This window comes from Pseudomonas sp. LBUM1646, assembly GCF_059716165.1.
In genome coordinates this window covers 6,439,363-6,456,741 of the sequence record NZ_CP166810.1, presented here as the reverse complement: position 1 = coordinate 6,456,741, position 17,379 = coordinate 6,439,363, and the positions used below count along the sequence as shown (strand labels likewise).

Below are 17,379 nucleotides of genomic sequence, written 5' to 3'. Positions count from 1 at the left end.
CAGAAACGGGATCCAGAAGCTCTAAGTCAGTGTGTTGCTGCACAACAACAGGGCGTTTAACGCAAAAGATCGCAGCCTTCGCCAGCTCCTACATTGGTTTGTGTACACCCTGTAGGAACTGCCGAAGGCTGCGATCTTTTGATCTTGCTTGTACGATTTTTAACGCGGCAACTTCAGGTTATTCCACACCGCCAGACTCGGTTCAGCCTGGTTCAACGTATAGAAGTGCAGCCCTGGAGCGCCACCTTGCAGCAGGCGTTCGCACATTTCGGTGATGACTTGCTCACCAAAGCCTTGAATGCTCTGGGTGTCGTCGCCGTAGGCTTCCAGTTGCTTGCGGATCCAGCGCGGGATTTCCGCACCGCAGGCATCGGAGAAACGCGCGAGTTTGCTGTAGTTGGTGATCGGCATGATCCCCGGCACGATCGGGATGTTCACGCCCATCGCCCGTACACGCTCGACGAAGTAGAAGTAGCTGTCGGCGTTGAAGAAGTACTGGGTGATCGCACTGTCGGCGCCAGCGTTGGCCTTGCGCACGAAGTTGTTCAAATCGTCTTCGAAATTGCGCGCCTGCGGATGCATTTCCGGGTAGGCGGCGACTTCGATGTGGAAATGATCGCCGGTTTCTTCACGAATGAATTCAACCAGGTCGTTGGCGTGACGCAACTCACCGCTGGCCATGCCCATGCCCGAAGGCAGGTCACCGCGCAGGGCAACGATACGCTTGATGCCGGCAGCCTTGTATTGCGTCAGCAGGCCACGCAGGTCGTCCTTGCTGTCGCCCACGCAAGACAAATGCGGAGCGGCAGGGACTTTGACTTCGCTTTCAAGCTGCAACACGGTGTTGATGGTGCGATCACGGGTCGAACCGCCAGCGCCATAAGTGCAGGAAAAGAAATCGGGATTGTAGGTCGCCAGCTGACGGGCAGTGGCGAGCAGTTTTTCATGCCCAGCATCGGTCTTGGTCGGGAAGAACTCGAAGCTGTAGCGACGGTCTTGGGACATGTCGGAAATCTCCAGCTGCAAGTTGCAAGCTGCAAGCTACAAGAGGGCGTAGCGCCGACTCTCGTAATTGAAGCCCGCAACTCACGGCTGCGTAATAGCGATGAAGAAGCAAGCAGCAAGCCTCAAGTGCAAGTAAACGAACCGCTCTTACTTGCCGCTTGAAAGTTGCCACTTGCAGCTGCTGTCCTGCTGTCAGTAGCGGTAAGCGTGCGGCTTGAACGGGCCTTCGACGGTCACGCCGATGTAGTCGGCCTGGGTCTTGGTCAGTTGAGTCACGACGCCGCCGAAACCGCGGACCATTTCCAGGGCCACTTCTTCGTCGAGTTTCTTCGGCAGTACTTCAACGGTCAGGCGCTCGGCTTTCTGGGCTGGCGACAGGTCGGCGTACTTCTGGCCGAACAGGAAGATCTGCGCCAGAACCTGGTTGGCGAACGAACCGTCCATGATGCGGCTTGGGTGACCGGTGGCGTTGCCCAGGTTTACCAGACGGCCTTCGGCCAGCAGGATCAAGTAGTCGTCGTTCTGGGCGTCGAACGCGCCAGGACCGGTACGGTGGATCTTGTGAACCTGTGGCTTCACTTCTTCCCATGCCCAGTTCTTGCGCATGAAAGCAGTGTCGATTTCGTTGTCGAAGTGGCCGATGTTGCAGACAACAGCGCGCTTCTTCAGGGCTTTGAGCATGTTCGAGTCGCAAACATTGACGTTGCCGGTGGTGGTCACGATCAGGTCGATCTTGCCCAGCAGCGCTTTGTCGATGCTCGCTTCGGTGCCGTTGTTGATGCCGTCGATGAACGGCGAAACCAGCTCGTAGCCATCCATGCAGGCTTGCATGGCGCAGATCGGGTCAACTTCGGAGACCTTAACGATCATGCCTTCCTGACGCAGGGACTGGGCCGAGCCCTTGCCCACGTCACCGTAACCGATGACCAGCGCTTGCTTGCCGGACAACAGGTGGTCGGTGCCGCGCTTGATCGCGTCGTTCAGGCTGTGACGGCAGCCGTACTTGTTGTCGTTCTTGCTCTTGGTCACCGAGTCATTGACGTTGATGGCCGGGATTTTCAGCTCGCCCTTGGCCAGCATGTCCAGCAGGCGGTGAACGCCAGTGGTGGTCTCTTCGGTCACGCCGTGGACGCGGTCCAGAATGGCCGGGTATTTCTTGTGCAGCAGCTCGGTCAGGTCGCCGCCGTCGTCGAGGATCATGTTGGCATCCCAAGGCGCGCCATCTTTGAGGATGGTTTGCTCCAGGCACCACTCGTACTCTTCTTCGGTCTCGCCTTTCCAGGCATAAACCGCGATGCCGGCAGCGGCGATAGCAGCAGCGGCCTGATCCTGAGTCGAGAAAATGTTGCAGGACGACCAACGTACTTCGGCACCCAGTGCAACCAGGGTTTCGATCAGCACGGCAGTCTGAATGGTCATGTGGATGCAGCCGAGGATCTTCGCGCCTTTGAGCGGCTGCTCACCGGCGTACTTGCGGCGCAGACCCATCAGGGCTGGCATTTCGGATTCGGCGATGATGGTTTCGCGACGACCCCAGGCAGCCAGGGACATGTCAGCCACTTTGTAATCGGTAAAATCTGCAGGCGTGATAACAGCGCTCATGATGAGCCTCCATTCGTAATGTATGCGAATGGGCGCCGTTGTGCGTTTAGTGTCTGGCCTGGGCCAGTCAACGCCCCATCCGAGCCTGACAGGTTTGACCTGCTGCAGCGCCCCTCGGACAGGTGGCGGGAAAACGGTAGCAATGGAACGTTACCGTTTTGAAACGGTGGCGATTATAGCCGTGTGAGCGATACTTCCAAAGCGTTTCTGTTGGTCAATGTCTGAACGGTAATCGAGACCATAGTCGATGCTTAATAGAGCTCTAGCTCGGGCTCTGCCATGATGGCGCCCATCATTCGGCCAGACGCTCAGGAGTGAACATGAATTTCCACACCCGCAAATGGGTAAAACCCGAAGACCTGAACCCCAACGGCACGCTGTTCGGCGGCAGCCTGTTGCGCTGGATCGACGAAGAAGCGGCGATCTACGCCATCGTCCAGTTGGGCAACCAACGCGTGGTCACCAAGTACATTTCCGAAATCAACTTCGTCAGCGCTTCGCGCCAGGGCGACATCATCGAACTGGGCATCACGGCCACTGAGTTCGGTCGCACCTCGATCACCCTGACCTGCGAAGTACGCAACAAGATCACCCGCAAAAGCATCCTGACGGTGGAGCGGATGGTCTTTGTGAACCTCGGTGAAGACGGCTTGCCGGCACCCCACGGGCGGACCGAGATCCTTTACGTCAAAGACCAATTCAAGGACGAGTGATGATCGTTCCCACGCTCTGCGTGGGAATGCAGCCCCGGACGCTCTGCGTCCCAAAGCGTGACGCTCTGCGTCACAAGAGGCATTCCCACGCGGAGCGTGGGAATGATCTGCCGAGGTCAGTGAACAGCTCCGAGCCCCGCGTGTCGTACTTAAATGACACGCCACAGGTTCCGGAGCTCCATGGACACTCAAAAAGACGGCAAGACCCCGAACCTCTCGGCTGAAGAACAACACGAAGCCGACCGCAACCAGCCACCCCGCGCGGCGGTATTACACGAAATCATCCGCACCCAGGGCGATCAGGAACTCGAGCGTAGCGTCGCCGCACTTTGGTGGTCGGCCCTCGCTGCCGGGCTGACCATGGGCCTGTCACTGATGGCCATGGGGTTGCTCAACTCACGCCTGCCGGACGGTGAAGGCTTCAAGGTGATCGCCAGTTTTGGCTACTGCGCCGGTTTCCTCGCGGTGATCCTGGCACGACAGCAACTGTTCACCGAAAACACCCTGACGGCCGTGCTGCCGATCATGACCAAACCCACGTTGAATAATTTCGGTCGGCTGCTGCGCCTGTGGGGCGTGGTGCTGTTCGGTAACCTGTGCGGCACGTTGCTGGTGGCCTATGTGATGCTGCACCTGCCGATTTTCGATACCAAGACTGACCTGGCCTTCCTCGATATCGGGCGCAAGATCATGGAAAACAGCGCCAGCCAGATGTTCGCCAAAGGCATTATTTCCGGCTGGATGATCGCCACCATGGTCTGGATGATCCCGTCCATGGAGAGCGCCAAGATGTGGATCATCATCCTCATCACCTACCTGATGGCGCTGGGGGATTTCACCCACATCGTCGTTGGTTCAGCGGAAGTGTCGTATCTGGTGTTTGCCGGCGAGTTGCCGTGGAGGGATTTCTGGCTGGTGTTCGCCGGGCCGACGCTGGCGGGCAACATCATTGGCGGCAGCTTCATCTTTGCGCTGATCAGTCATGCGCAGGTGCGCAGTGAAAGCGGTACGCCGAAGCAGTCTGCGGATCAGGCCGAGAAGCCCGACCCGCAGAAGATCAAAAAATGATCAGTGATGCCCGGCCTGTGCCGTTGGCGCAGGGTCGTCCTTGGTCACGTGCTTGACCAGTTTGCCGATGCTCAAACCCTGCAACAGGATCGACGACAGCACCACGATGTAAGTGATGCTCAAGATCAGATCGCGCTCCGGGCCCAGCGGCAAGGCCAGGGCCAGCGCCACCGATACACCGCCGCGCAAACCACCCCAGGTCAGAATCCGGATCGTCCCGCGCGGAACGGTGCGCCAGCGCCGCAGCAGCAAAATGGCCGGGGCCACGGTCAGCAGGCGCGACAGCAGGATCGCCAACGCCAGCAAACTCGCCGCCAGTACGTGCAGCCAGTTGAACGGTAGCAGCAACAACTCCATGCCGATCAGCGCGAACAGCAGGGCGTTGAGCATGTCGTCGAGCAGTTCCCAGAAACCGTCCAGGTACTTTCGCGTCATGTCATTCATCGCGAGGTTGCGGCCCAGGTTGCCGATGATCAGACCGGCGACCACCATCGCAATCGGCGCGGAAACGTGCAGCTCCGAAGCCATGGCCGAGCCGCCGATCACCAGCGCCAGGGTTAGCATCACTTCGATCTGATGCTGCTCGATGCTCTTGATCATCAGGTACACCAGGTACCCGATCAGCCCGCCGAACACCACGCCGCCAATCGCTTCGTGGGCGAACAGCATGGCGGTGGCGCCGACAGTCGGGGTCTCACCCAATTGCGCGATGCCCAGCAACACGGTGAACACCACAACCGCCGTGCCGTCATTGAACAGCGACTCGCCGACGATGGTGGTTTTCAGAGGCTTGGACGCATTGGCCGTCCGCAGCACACCGAGCACCGCGATCGGATCGGTGGGGGAGATCAGCGCGCCGAACAGCAGGCAATAGAGGAAGCTCACGTGCCAGCCGAACAGGGCAAAAATGTAATAGGCGAGGCTGCCGATCACCGCCGTGGCGATCAATACACCGAAGGTCGCGAGCAAGCCGATGGGCCAACGGTAGCTGCGCAGGTCGTTCAGATTGACGTGCAGGGCGCCGGCGAACAGCAGGAAGGACAGCATCCAGTTCATCAGCAGATCGCCAAAGTCGATCTGGCCGATCAGCTGTTGTATGCGCTCTTCGAGACCGGGGTAGCCGATGAGGCTCAGGCCTTGCAACAGCAGGGAAAACATCAGCGCCGTGACCATGACGCCGATGGTCGGGGGCAGGCCGATGAAGCGGAAATTCACGTAGGTGAGGAGGGACGTGAGGCAGATAAACGCAGCGACAAGTTCAAGCATCCGGGGTCCTTTGGATGGGAGGAAGAAAAATGGTTTTCAGGTAGGTGCACCGTGTGAGCTTCTTTGCGGGCAAGCCTCGCTCCTACAGGGGTAAGGTTGTCGCCCATTTTGTGAACGACACCAATCCCGTAGGAGCGAGGCTTGCCCGCGAATGCATAGTCATGGACGGCGCCGTTGTTCAGCCGGACACATTGACCGCAGCCGCACCACGACGTTGCAGATAGATATAGAAAAGCGCCACCAGCACCGTCAAGCCACTGACCAGCGCACCGGTCCACGGCAAGTCCGCCAGGTCCGCGCCGCTGGCGACTACCAGCCCGCCAATCCACGCGCCGGCGGCATTGCCGAGGTTAAACGCGCTCTGGTTCAACGTAGACCCCAGGTTCGGCGCCTCATGCGCCTGATCAATGATCAGCAGTTGCAGGATCGGGCACAGGGCAAACGCGAAAATCCCCCACAACACCAACGTAATCGCCGCCGGAATCACCGAATGACTGGTCTGGCTGAACGCTGCCAACACCACCACGACAACCAGCGCCATGCCCACCAGCGAAGGCAGCAAACGACTGTCCGCCAGGCGACCGCCAAGCATGCTGCCCGCCGTCAATCCCACGCCGAACAACAGCAGCATGATGGTCACGCCATGGGGGCTGACGCCGGTGATGTCTTGCAGGATCGGCGCGATGTACGTGAATACGCTGAACAGGCTGGTGGACGCCAGTACGCTCATGCCCAGGGCCAGCAGCACATTGACCTTGCCCAGCACCTTGAACTCGCTGGCCAGGTTGGCCTTTTCCATGGTGATGTCCTTCGGCAACCAGACCCATTGGGCGATGGCCGCGATCACGCCGATTACCGACACCGCCCAGAACGTCGAACGCCAGCCGGCGTATTGGCCGAGCGCCGTGCCCAAAGGTACGCCGAGCACATTGGCCAGGGTCAGGCCGGTGAACATCATGGCAATCGCCTGGGCACGCTTGTTCGGTGCCACCAGACCGGCGGCCACCACCGAGCCGATGCCAAAAAACGCACCGTGGCACAACGCGGTGACTACCCGCGCGGCCATCAGCGTCGCGTAGTTCGGCGCCAGGGCGCAGAGGATGTTGCCGAGGATGAACATCAGCGTCATCCCCAGTAGCGTGGCTTTGCGCGGCATGTTGGCGGTGCCGATCGCCAGGATCGGTGCGCCGAACACCACGCCCAGGGCGTAACCGGTGATCAGCAGGCCGGCGTGGGGAATGCTCACGGCGAGGTCGCGGGCGACATCAGGCAGCAAACCCATGATGACGAATTCAGTGGTGCCGATGCCGAACGCGGCAACAGCGAGGGCAAGCAAGGCGAGTGGCATGCGCAAGGTCTCTGTCGGTAGTCTTGACGCTCGGATCAGGCATGCGCAGGCCATCGACCGTTCTCGATGAGAGCGGGCGGGGGCAGAAATTATTGGAATTAGTCTGTGCGCAACTGAGTGCGGCGTGGTCGCTTGCAGTATAAACAGCTGCGGACATATGGCGAATCAATTATCTGGGCGCTTCCCGTAGGGAACAACAATAAACAAAGGAGTGGGCCGTGCTTGCAACAGCACTGGTGTTAGTCGCGGCGCTGTTGCATGCGGCGTGGAATACCCTGATCAAGTTCAGCGCCGAGCGGCTGCTGGTAGTGGCGTGCATGGACTCGGTGGCGATGCTGTTTGTCGCCGTGATGCTGCCATTCGTGAACCTGCCACCGCTGGAGATCTGGCCTTGGATCCTCGCGTCGGCGGCCTTCGAGTTGCTTTATCGCTATCTGCTGATCCAGGCCTATCGGGTCGGCGATCTGGGGCTGGTCTATCCGCTGATGCGTGGCCTATCGCCGCTGGTGGTGCTGGCGCTGACGCTGATCTTCGCCGGGGAAGTGCTGACGAATCAGCAGATCTTCGGCATTTTGCTGATCCCGTTCGGCATGCTGTGCCTGCTCTGGCAGGGCGGTGGCGGTGCGCGATTGCCGTGGTCGATGCTGCCGGTGGTGGCGCTGATCGGCCTGTGCATCGGTTGCTACACCTTCATCGATGGCCAAGCGTTGCGGCGCTGGTCTCATCCGCTGGACTACCTGGTCTGGGTCACGCTGCTCAGTGCCTGGCCGTTCCCGCTGCTGGCGCTGGTGCGCAAACGGCCGGCGTTCATGCTGTTCTGGCGCGAACAGTGGCGACTGGGGCTGGCGGTCGGGTTTTGCGTGTTGTTCAGCTACGCTTTGGTGCTGTGGGCGATGCAGCTGGGCTCGATTGCCGAAGCGGCGGCGCTGCGCGAGATCAGTGTGATCCTGGTGGTGCTGTTCGGCATGCGCTACTTGAAAGAACCTTTCGGCCGGCCACGGCTCTTAGCCTGTGGGTTGGTGCTGATCGGCATCCTGGTGATGAAGTTTTGACCGACCACCGAATTTCTGAAAACTGAAGAAGGGACTGCTTTATGACGGTTGCGCTGTGGTGCGTTTTGATCGCGATTTTCCTGCCCTATGTCTGCACGGCCATCGCCAAGGCCAGTGGCAGGTACAACCTGAAAGACAACCATGATCCCCGGGATTTTCTCGAGTCGCTCAATGGTTTGGGTCGACGGGCGCATGCGGCGCAGTTGAACAGCTTCGAAGTGATGCCAGCGTTTGCAGTGGCAGTGCTCGCGGCGCACCTGGTGGGCACGGCACAGTTAGTGACGGTCAACGTGCTGGCGGTGCTGTTTATCACCAGTCGGCTGCTGTACATCATTTGCTATCTGGCGGACTGGGCGATCTTGCGGTCGCTGGTGTGGTTTGTGGGGATGGGGTTGATTGCCAGTTTCTTTTTTGTGTCGATCTGATTGAAGCAAGAGCAAAAGATCGCAGCCTGCGGCAGCTCCTACGGGGAATCGTTGAGAACACGGTCCCTGTAGGAGCTGGCGAAGCCTGCGATCTTTTGACTTTAAGGTTTATCAGCCACCTGCGGCACTTGCGGCAACGCCGCGCCTTTAGGCCACAGCATCCAGATCTGCCCCTGCTGTTTCATATCCCCGGCCAATTGCCCGGCCGCTTCGCCGGTGCCCCAGAACAGGTCCGCCCGCACTTCGCCGGCAATTGCGCCGCCCGTGTCCTGAGCCGCTACCGGACGAACCAGTGCGCTGCCGTCCGGTTTCGTGGTGGATAACCACAGCAGACTGCCCAGCGGAATCACCTTGCGATCCACCGCCGCGCTGTAGCCGGCCGTGAGCGGAACGTTCAGCGAGCCGCGAGGCCCTTCGTTGCTGTCCGGGTTTTGGGTGAAGAACACGTAACTCGGGTTGCTGCCCAGCAGTTGCGGAATGCGTGACGGATTTGCTTTCGCCCAAGCGCTGATGGCGCCCATGGTCACGTCTTCCTTCTTCAGCTCACCCTGATCCACCAGCCAGCGGCCGATAGGTCGATACGGGTGGCCGTTCTGGTCGGCATAAGCGATGCGCAGTTGCCGGCCGTCATCGAGCTGGATACGCCCGGAGCCCTGGATTTGCAGGAACTGCAGGTTCATCGGGTCGGTCAGCCAGGCAACGACCGGCGCCTTGACCCCTTTGGTCTCGATGGTGGCGGCGTCGTCATACGGCTTGAGTACGCGACCTTCGAGTCGTCCGCGCAGGCGTTTGCCCTTGAGCTCAGGGTAGATGCTGTCCAGGGACACAATGATCATGTCCTCGGGCACGCCATAGACCGGGATGTTCGCCACTTCAGTCTGGGTCAGGCTGCCGGGGTACACCGGTTCGTAGTAGCCGGTGATCAGACCGTTGGGATTGTCGTTGGCGGCACGCAGGCCGTAGACGTCCAGGTTCTGCTTGAGGAAGCCGCGAATCTCACCGGCGGTTTGCGGCACATTGGCGGAAGCCGCGCAGGTCGAGCCCCAGACCGGGTCGGCCTTGAGTCGGGTGCAGGCACTGCGCCAGGAACCGAAACCGGCCACCAGATCGTTGTCGGACACGGCTGGCAACGCTTCCCAGGTGGCGCTGGTGTAAGTGGCCAAGGCGTGGGTTTTCGGGGTGGTGTTTTCGCCGCCGGTGCAGCCCGCGAGCACGGCCACCATCGGAAGGGTCCAGGCCAGGCGGGGGCGCCAAGCCTTGATACGGCTATTCATGGAGTAATTCCTGTGACGGTTGCCTGAGTGCTCCATGCGCTCAAACAACCCTTATTGATAATAGGGCTATTGGTCTTTAACGATGACGCGAGGATACTGGCCGCCGTTCCTCGTGACCTGAAGCCACCATGACTCTTAAAAGACTTTCTGTTGTATTGCTGGCCTGCCTGACCTTGTCCGCCTGCGGTGGCGTCGACCCCAATTCCCCGTTGGGTCAGCGCAAGGCAATCTTCAAGCAAATGCTCAAGACCGGCGAAGACCTGGGGGGCATGTTGCGTGGGCGCATTCCGTTCGACGGGCCGAAATTTGCCGACGGCGCGGTGAAGCTTGATTCGCTGTCCCATGAGCCGTGGAAGCATTTCCCGCAGGTGCGTGAAGAAGATCACACCAGCGCCAAGGACGATGTGTGGCAGCAGCAGGCACGCTTCCAGGAAATGGCCCGCAACCTTGAAGGCGCCACCGGTGAATTGGTGATTGCCAGCAAGGTCCAGCCTTACAAGGCCAGCAACCTTGGGCCGGCAGTGCAGAAAGTAGAAGATGCCTGCAGTGCGTGCCATAAACAGTTTCGGGATCATTGATCGCTGGTCAAAAGCGGACGCGGAGCGTCCATGGCTGCATTCCCACGCAGAGCGTGGGAACGATCTTCCTGAGACTTACTTGTCCAACTCATCCAGCGCTTCCTGCAATTCCTTGCGGGACTCGGCGAGTTTGTCTTTGCGTTTGTTGATTTTCTCGGCATCGCCTTTGCTCATGGCCTTGTCGAGATCGGCCTGACGCTTGCTGACTTCATGCTTGGCGTCGAGCACCTTGTTTTCGCGTTCCTTCTTCAAGGAGGCGTCGGTGCAGTGGGCGGTGACTTCGCTCAGAGCGGTTTCCAGGCCAGCCTGCTGGTCGGCGTTGCCACGGGATTTGGCCTGTTCGATCTGGTTGACGATGCCTTGTTTCTTGGCGGCGCAACCGGTCAGTTCCGGAATTTCTTCAGCCGCCATCAGTGGCGCGGCCATCATGCCGCATAGGGTCAGCAGGGCGAGCGGTGCAAGAAATTTCATAAAGGCTCCATGCAAAAAAGGCAATCGGGTCGATGTGGCAATGGGCTGTTTGAGCGCCGCGCCACCATTGGGTTCCCGGGCTGACAGGCATTGTAGGTCGCTAAAAACCCTCAATCCCCGCCACACGTAATGTTTCACTCAAGGCCAGGACCTGTGGGTCGCGGAAAAACGCGCTCAATTGCGCTGCGCGTCCCGGGCCGATGCCAGCTTCGGCCTGCCATTGTTCGTTGCTGCGTTGCGCCAGGGCCTGCCAGGAGTCGGCAAACTGTGCCTGGCCCGTCGGCGGCAAGCCCAGGGCTTTGAGCCAGCGATCAAAGGGGCGTTGCCGGGCGCTTTCAAAACTGTTTAAAAGACGAGCACTGCTGCGCTCGCCGAAGCCAGCAATGTTAGCAAGCTCTTGAGCATCGAGGGTCAACCAATCCAGCAGGTTGTTGAGGCGGCCTGTTTCGAGAAGTTTCTCCCAAGTGCCGGGACCGACATGCGGCAGGGCTAACCCCTGTTTGCCGCTAAGCCAGGTCAGCCGTGCAAGAAATTGACTCTCGCAGCCCGGCGTTGGCTGCCAGCAACTCAATGGATGAAAGTCCGCCGCCCGTGGCGCGTTCATTTCTGGGCGTTCGGTACTGCGCAGCACTACATCATCAAGCCTGGGAATGGTCAGGCCCGCCAGGCTGATGGCGACCTGATCACCGGGGCGAATGTCCAGCTGCTCCCAGCGTTGCAGGGAGCTGACACTCACGCGTTTGATCTGTCGGTCATCGAGCTTTACCGGCGAAAGCTCCAGTACCGGGGTGATCCGCCCGGTTCGACCGATCTTGAAATGGACCTTGCGCACCTTGGCCAGCGCCTGGGCAAAGGGGTATTTCCAGGCAACACCCCAATAAGGCGGACGGGCCTGCCAGCGCTCGGCGGACGGACGCTGACCCTGGCGCAGGACGATGCCATCGCTGGCGAAGGGCAGGGGCGAGCGATACCAGTGATCGCGCCAGCGCTGCGCGTCGGCAAACGTGTTGATTGGTTGGCTGTAGAGCCCGGTGGGCGGGAAGCCCAACTCATCCAGGGTCGCCACTCGGGCAGGCAAACTCGTCGGGCCTTGCGGCCAATCCCAGACAAACAATCCGACCCCGGCCGCCTGCTCGCTGCTCAGCGACTTGCGCGCCATCAGCCCGGCCACGGTGGCGCGGGCATTGAGGCTGCCGGCCTGGGCTTGTTCGTGATCGGTCAGGCGCCAATAGAGTTCGCCTTGCACCAGCAAGTCCAGTGGTTGCGGCAGTTGTTGGGGAATGGCAGCGATCTGGCGCGCGGAGGCGGTCCAGTCCTGGCCGTTGATGCCGTCGCCACGACTGATCGCCTGATGCAGCCGGCCATTGCGGTAAATCAGTGTCACGGCCACACCATCGACCTTGGGTTGAATCCAGACGTCCTTGCGATCATGCAGCCAGTGTTCGACGGCACGCTCATCGTGCAGTTTTTCCAAGCCGGTGTGAGCGACTGGGTGAGCCACCTTGCCGCCCGCCGTTCGCAGCGGTTCGGCGGACGGGCCGAGGTCGAAGCAGGTGCGCCATTGCGTCAGCCGGGCTCGGGACTGGTCGTAGAGTTCGTCAGCGATCAGGGAGCGGCCGTTGCGGTGGTAGCTGTCGTCCCAGCGGTCGATTTGCTGTTGCAGGGTGGTGATTTCGGCCAGGGCGCGAGAGGGTGACCAGTCGGGGCAGTCGGCCGCGCTGGCGGTCAGGGATGTCAGCAGGAGGGCGAAAAACAGGCGCAGGTTGGGGAGCATCGAGAGCGTCCTTGCTCATTGGGATGCTTGAAGGCTAGTCGGTCTCGGATTTTGTGACGCTGGAGGTGTTTTTCGGGGTGTTTCGAGCGCGAAAGATCTTTTGATTTCCATTCAATAAAAAACCCCGCACGGCGAACCGTGCGGGGCTTTTGGTACCGCCAGGGAAGTCTTACAGGCCGGCAGCAGCGCGCAAGGAATCGGCGCGGTCGGTCTTTTCCCAAGTGAACGTGGTGAACGTATCGTCACCAACGGTCTTGGTTTGCGGAGTGCGACCGAAGTGGCCGTACGCAGCAGTTTCCTGGTACATCGGGTGCAGCAGATCGAGCATGGTGGTGATTGCGTATGGACGCAGGTCGAACACTTCGCGAACCAGTTTGACGATTTTGTCGTCGCTGATTTTGCCGGTGCCGAAGGTGTTCAGCGAGATCGACGTCGGCTGGGCCACACCGATCGCGTAGGAAACCTGGATTTCGCAACGCTCGGCCAGGCCGGCCGCAACGATGTTTTTGGCCACGTAACGACCGGCGTAAGCCGCCGAACGGTCAACCTTCGATGGATCCTTGCCAGAGAACGCGCCGCCGCCGTGACGGGCCATGCCGCCGTAGCTGTCGACGATGATCTTGCGACCGGTCAGGCCGCAGTCGCCTACCGGGCCGCCGATGATGAACTGGCCGGTCGGGTTGATGTGGAACTGGGTGTCCTTGGTCAGCAGTTCGGCAGGCAGCACGTGCTTGACGATCAGCTCCATCACGCCTTCGCGCAGGTCTTTGTAGGACACTTCAGGGTTGTGCTGGGTCGACAATACAACAGCGTCGATACCCACAACCTTGCCGCCTTCGTAACGGCAAGTCACTTGCGACTTGGCGTCCGGGCGCAGCCAAGGCAGCAGACCGGATTTACGGGCTTCGGCCTGGCGCTGAACCAATTGGTGCGAGAAGGTGATCGGTGCTGGCATCAGCACGTCGGTTTCGTTGCTGGCGTAGCCGAACATCAGGCCCTGGTCGCCGGCGCCCTGATCTTCAGGCTTGGCACGGTCAACGCCCTGGTTGATGTCAGGGGACTGCTTGCCAATGATGTTCATCACACCGCAAGTGGCGCCGTCGAAGCCGACATCGGAGCTGTTATAGCCGATGTCCAGAATGACGTTACGCACGATCTCTTCCAGGTCGACCCAGGCCGACGTGGTGACTTCACCCGCGATGATTGCCACGCCGGTTTTAACCAGAGTCTCGCACGCCACACGGGCGAACTTGTCTTCAGCAATGATGGCGTCCAGCACCGCATCGGAAATCTGGTCGGCGATTTTGTCCGGATGCCCTTCAGACACGGACTCGGAGGTGAAGAGGGAGTATTCGCTCATCTCGATGTTTTCCTGAATTTACCGATGGTGAGTGTCGCCAGTCGGCCGCTGAAAATGGCGGACCTGAATCTGGAAACCATTGCGTAAGCCTACATAGAGGCTTTCCCCGGGAACGAGTCCCGCAGCGGTGGCCCAACGGGCCAAATCGTCCTGTTCAAACCCCAACCATAGATCACCGCAGGCCTCCCTGGCCCAACTCTGGTTGTGGCTACATAACTCTGTCACTAACAGGCTACCGCCTGGTTGCAGCAAGCCGGCCATGTGCTTGAGCGCTTCGGCCGGCGCGGCAAAATGGTGCAGCACCATGTTCAGTACTACGCAATCGGCGGTAAGACTTACACCATTCAGTGCATCGGCCAATTGCAGGCTGACGTTACTCAGCGTTTCACGCTCACAGACCTGGCGCGCCAACTCGAGCATCGCCGCGCTGTTATCCAGCGCCGTCACCTGGGTGAAGCGGCGCGCCAGTTCCGGCAGAAAACCGCCATCGCCGGGGCCGACTTCGATGGCGGTGGCGCCTTCGTTGAAACTCAGCTTGTCGAGCAGCGCGAGCACGCTTTCGCGGTACTGCGGCAGGCCGGCGATCAAGTCTTGCTGGGCGCGAAACTTCTCCGCCACCCGTGAGAAAAAGTCCTGGCTGGCCGCCGCCCGTTGCCCGTGCACCTGAGCGATCCGCGACTGCACATCGGCAGGCAGGGTCAGGTTGTCCACTTCTTCCAGCAACGCTGCGTGCAACTTGCCGCCCAGCAGGTCGGTGTGGGGCAGAGCGCGACGGTAGAAAATCGCGTTGCCTTCACGGCGGGTCGCCACCAGATCGGCCTGGGCCAGCACCTTGAGGTGATGACTCATGCCCGACTGACCCATGCCGAAGATCTGCGCCAGTTCCAGTACACCAAACGAATCGTTGGCCAGCGCACGCAATACATTCAGCCGCAGAGGATCGCCGCCGGCCTTGCACAGGGCCGCCAGCTCATCGCAATCGTCATGTTGAATGGAAGGTACGCGTAGATTCATAGGGCCAGCAGTCTAGTGACGGTCAGAAAACCCCGCAAGAGCAATATCAAAAAGTTTTGATATTGCTCGATAGATGGCACTTCTCAAGGCGCTGTTGTCTCTACAAACGAATAGCAGAAAGGTTTCATCAGTCGAAACCGTCGTTATCCATTGGAAAAACGCCTCTAGATGACTATCTGTCATTGCCCCGAGGCGGGTGGGTGAGGGAAAATGCTCGCCTTTTTTCCGTTTCGTTTTATTCAAACCCTAGGAGATCAGCGATGCCAAGCCGTCGTGAGCGTGCCAACGCCATTCGTGCCCTCAGCATGGATGCCGTGCAAAAAGCCAACAGCGGCCATCCGGGTGCCCCTATGGGTATGGCGGATATCGCCGAAGTGCTTTGGCGTGACTACATGAAGCACAACCCGAGCAATCCATCGTTCGCCGACCGTGACCGCTTCGTGCTGTCCAACGGCCACGGCTCGATGCTGATCTACTCGCTGTTGCACCTGACCGGCTACGACCTGTCGATCGAAGACCTGAAAAATTTCCGTCAGCTGCACAGCCGCACCCCGGGTCACCCGGAATTCGCCTACACCCCGGGCGTCGAAACCACCACCGGCCCACTGGGCCAAGGCCTGGCCAACGCCGTGGGTTTTGCCCTGGCGGAAAAAGTCCTGGCGGCGCAGTTCAACCGTCCTGGCCACAACATCGTCGACCACCACACCTACGTGTTCCTGGGTGATGGCTGCATGATGGAAGGCATTTCCCACGAAGTCGGCTCCTTGGCCGGTACTTTGGGCCTGGGCAAACTGATTGCCTTCTACGATGACAACGGCATCTCCATCGATGGCGAAGTCGAAGGCTGGTTCACCGATGACACGCCGAAGCGTTTCGAGGCCTACAACTGGCAGGTGATCCGCAACGTCGACGGTCACGACCCGGAAGAAATCAAGATCGCGATCGAAACCGCACGCAAAAGCGAGCTGCCGACGCTGATCTGCTGCAAGACCACCATCGGTTTCGGTTCGCCGAACAAGCAAGGTAAGGAAGACTGCCACGGTGCCCCACTGGGTGACGCGGAAATCGCTCTGACCCGTGCCGCGCTGAAATGGAATCACGGTCCGTTCGAAATCCCGGCTGATATCTACGCCGAGTGGGACGCCAAGGAAGCCGGCCGCGCCGCCGAAGCCGAGTGGGATCAGCGTTTCGCTGCTTACTCCGCTGCGTTCCCGACCGAAGCCAACGAACTGATCCGTCGCCTGAGCGGTGAACTGCCAGCCGACTTCGCGGAAAAAGCCTCGGCTTACATCGCTGAAGTCGCGGCCAAGGGCGAAACCATCGCCAGCCGTAAAGCCAGCCAGAACGCCTTGAATGCCTATGGCCCGCTGTTGCCTGAACTGCTGGGCGGCTCCGCTGACCTGGCCGGTTCCAACCTGACCCTGTGGAAAGGTTGCAAAGGTGTCTCGGCTGAAGACGCCAGCGGCAACTACATGTACTACGGCGTTCGCGAGTTCGGCATGAGCGCGATCATGAACGGCGTGTCCCTGCACGGCGGTCTGGTGCCTTACGGCGCGACCTTCCTGATGTTCATGGAATACGCGCGCAACGCAGTACGCATGGCCTCGCTGATGAAGAAACGTGTGGTGTTCGTCTACACCCACGACTCCATCGGCCTGGGCGAAGACGGCCCGACTCACCAGCCGATCGAGCAACTGACCAGCCTGCGCAGCACGCCGAACCTCGACACCTGGCGTCCAGCCGATGCCGTGGAATCGGCGGTTTGCTGGAAGCTGGCCATCGAGCGCAAGGACGGCCCTTCGGCGCTGATCTTCTCGCGTCAGAACCTGCAGCACCAAACCCGTGATGCCGGCCAGATCGCCGACATCGCCCGTGGCGGTTACGTGTTGAAGGACTGCGCAGGCGAGCCTGAGCTGATCCTGATCTCCACCGGTTCGGAAGTGGGCCTGGCGGTTCAGGCTTACGACAAGCTGACCGAGCAAGGTCGCAAGGTGCGTGTTGTCTCGATGCCGTGCACCAGCGTGTTCGATGCTCAGGACGCCGGTTACAAGCAAGCGGTTCTGCCGTTGCAAGTCAGCGCCCGTATCGCCATCGAAGCCGCCCACGCGGACTACTGGTACAAGTACGTGGGCCTGGAAGGCCGCGTCATCGGCATGACCACCTTCGGCGAGTCGGCGCCTGCGCCAGCCTTGTTCGAAGAATTCGGCTTTACCCTGGAAAACATCCTGGGTCAGGCGGAAGAGCTGCTGGAAGACTAATCACGGACGTGGCAGTCATGTTTTCATGCCTGCCGCGATCCCTGTAGCAGCTGCCGAAGGCTGCGTTCGGCCGCGAAGCGGTCGTAAACCTGACAACGCGTATCTTCAACTGGAGCGCGGTGCCTGATTTTACGACCGCTTCGCGGCCGGACGCAGGCTGCGCCAGCTGCT

Annotated in this window: 15 protein-coding genes and 1 riboswitch; of the genes, 6 read left to right on the top strand and 9 right to left on the bottom strand. The window is 60.1% G+C overall.

Annotated elements, in window-relative coordinates:
* Positions 1-159: 159 nt before the first annotated feature.
* On the bottom strand, positions 160-1,005 hold the full coding sequence (gene metF / locus ACA071_RS29450; protein ID WP_497642234.1) for a methylenetetrahydrofolate reductase [NAD(P)H]: 846 nt from the start codon (positions 1,003-1,005) through the stop codon (positions 160-162).
* 192 nt (positions 1,006-1,197) lie between these two features.
* Positions 1,198-2,607 (bottom strand): adenosylhomocysteinase, encoded by a 1,410-nt coding sequence (gene ahcY, locus ACA071_RS29445; RefSeq protein WP_133835625.1) that lies wholly within the window; start codon positions 2,605-2,607, stop codon positions 1,198-1,200.
* A 23-nt stretch (positions 2,608-2,630) separates the two neighbouring features.
* A riboswitch (S-adenosyl-L-homocysteine riboswitch) is annotated at positions 2,631-2,729 on the bottom strand.
* 198 nt (positions 2,730-2,927) lie between these two features.
* Here ahcY and ACA071_RS29440 point away from each other — a divergent pair.
* Positions 2,928-3,320 (top strand): acyl-CoA thioesterase, encoded by a 393-nt coding sequence (locus ACA071_RS29440; protein ID WP_497642233.1) that lies wholly within the window; start codon positions 2,928-2,930, stop codon positions 3,318-3,320.
* A 180-nt stretch (positions 3,321-3,500) separates the two neighbouring features.
* Positions 3,501-4,388 carry a formate/nitrite transporter family protein gene (locus ACA071_RS29435; RefSeq protein ID WP_497642232.1) on the top strand — a complete coding sequence of 296 codons (888 nt, stop codon included), beginning with the start codon at positions 3,501-3,503 and terminating at the stop codon, positions 4,386-4,388.
* On the opposite strand, the gene ACA071_RS29430 is transcribed toward ACA071_RS29435, so the two are convergent.
* Together ACA071_RS29430 and ACA071_RS29425 are read right to left on the bottom strand one after the other, a co-directional pair.
* Positions 4,389-5,654: a cation:proton antiporter gene (locus tag ACA071_RS29430; protein ID WP_497642231.1), complete on the bottom strand. Its 1,266-nt coding sequence runs from the start codon at positions 5,652-5,654 to the stop codon at positions 4,389-4,391.
* Between the two features lie 178 nt (positions 5,655-5,832).
* Positions 5,833-7,002, bottom strand: coding sequence for an MFS transporter (locus tag ACA071_RS29425; protein ID WP_497642230.1), 1,170 nt, complete (start codon positions 7,000-7,002; stop codon positions 5,833-5,835).
* A gap of 218 nt (positions 7,003-7,220) precedes the next feature.
* On the opposite strand from ACA071_RS29425, the gene ACA071_RS29420 reads away from it, so the two are divergent.
* Together ACA071_RS29420 and ACA071_RS29415 are read left to right on the top strand one after the other, a co-directional pair.
* Entirely contained in the window at positions 7,221-8,054 is an 834-nt protein-coding gene (locus ACA071_RS29420; RefSeq protein WP_497642229.1) for an EamA family transporter, read from the top strand.
* A 41-nt stretch (positions 8,055-8,095) separates the two neighbouring features.
* Positions 8,096-8,479 (top strand): MAPEG family protein, encoded by a 384-nt coding sequence (locus ACA071_RS29415; protein ID WP_123404270.1) that lies wholly within the window; start codon positions 8,096-8,098, stop codon positions 8,477-8,479.
* 101 nt (positions 8,480-8,580) lie between these two features.
* Here the strand turns inward: ACA071_RS29415 and mltA are convergent, their stop codons facing one another.
* Positions 8,581-9,753, bottom strand: a complete 1,173-nt coding sequence (gene mltA / locus ACA071_RS29410) for a murein transglycosylase A (RefSeq protein ID WP_497642228.1) — start codon at positions 9,751-9,753, stop codon at positions 8,581-8,583.
* A 128-nt stretch (positions 9,754-9,881) separates the two neighbouring features.
* Between mltA and ACA071_RS29405 the strand changes: the two genes are divergently transcribed.
* Positions 9,882-10,331: a c-type cytochrome gene (locus ACA071_RS29405; protein ID WP_497642227.1), complete on the top strand. Its 450-nt coding sequence runs from the start codon at positions 9,882-9,884 to the stop codon at positions 10,329-10,331.
* A gap of 75 nt (positions 10,332-10,406) precedes the next feature.
* On the opposite strand, the gene ACA071_RS29400 is transcribed toward ACA071_RS29405, so the two are convergent.
* The 4 genes from ACA071_RS29400 to ACA071_RS29385 form a co-directional block, all read right to left on the bottom strand.
* A complete protein-coding gene (locus ACA071_RS29400; RefSeq protein ID WP_497642226.1) occupies positions 10,407-10,802 on the bottom strand; it encodes a DUF1090 domain-containing protein in 396 nt (131 codons plus the stop codon).
* A 100-nt stretch (positions 10,803-10,902) separates the two neighbouring features.
* A complete protein-coding gene (ligB, locus tag ACA071_RS29395) occupies positions 10,903-12,576 on the bottom strand; it encodes an NAD-dependent DNA ligase LigB (RefSeq protein ID WP_497642225.1) in 1,674 nt (557 codons plus the stop codon).
* 169 nt (positions 12,577-12,745) lie between these two features.
* Positions 12,746-13,936: a methionine adenosyltransferase gene (metK, locus tag ACA071_RS29390; protein ID WP_163911044.1), complete on the bottom strand. Its 1,191-nt coding sequence runs from the start codon at positions 13,934-13,936 to the stop codon at positions 12,746-12,748.
* 18 nt (positions 13,937-13,954) lie between these two features.
* Positions 13,955-14,950 (bottom strand): ArsR/SmtB family transcription factor, encoded by a 996-nt coding sequence (locus ACA071_RS29385; RefSeq protein WP_497642224.1) that lies wholly within the window; start codon positions 14,948-14,950, stop codon positions 13,955-13,957.
* Positions 14,951-15,210: 260 nt separating this feature from the next.
* Here ACA071_RS29385 and tkt point away from each other — a divergent pair, with 260 nt between their 5' ends.
* Entirely contained in the window at positions 15,211-17,208 is a 1,998-nt protein-coding gene (gene tkt, locus ACA071_RS29380) for a transketolase (RefSeq protein ID WP_497642223.1), read from the top strand.
* Positions 17,209-17,379: the final 171 nt, after the last annotated feature.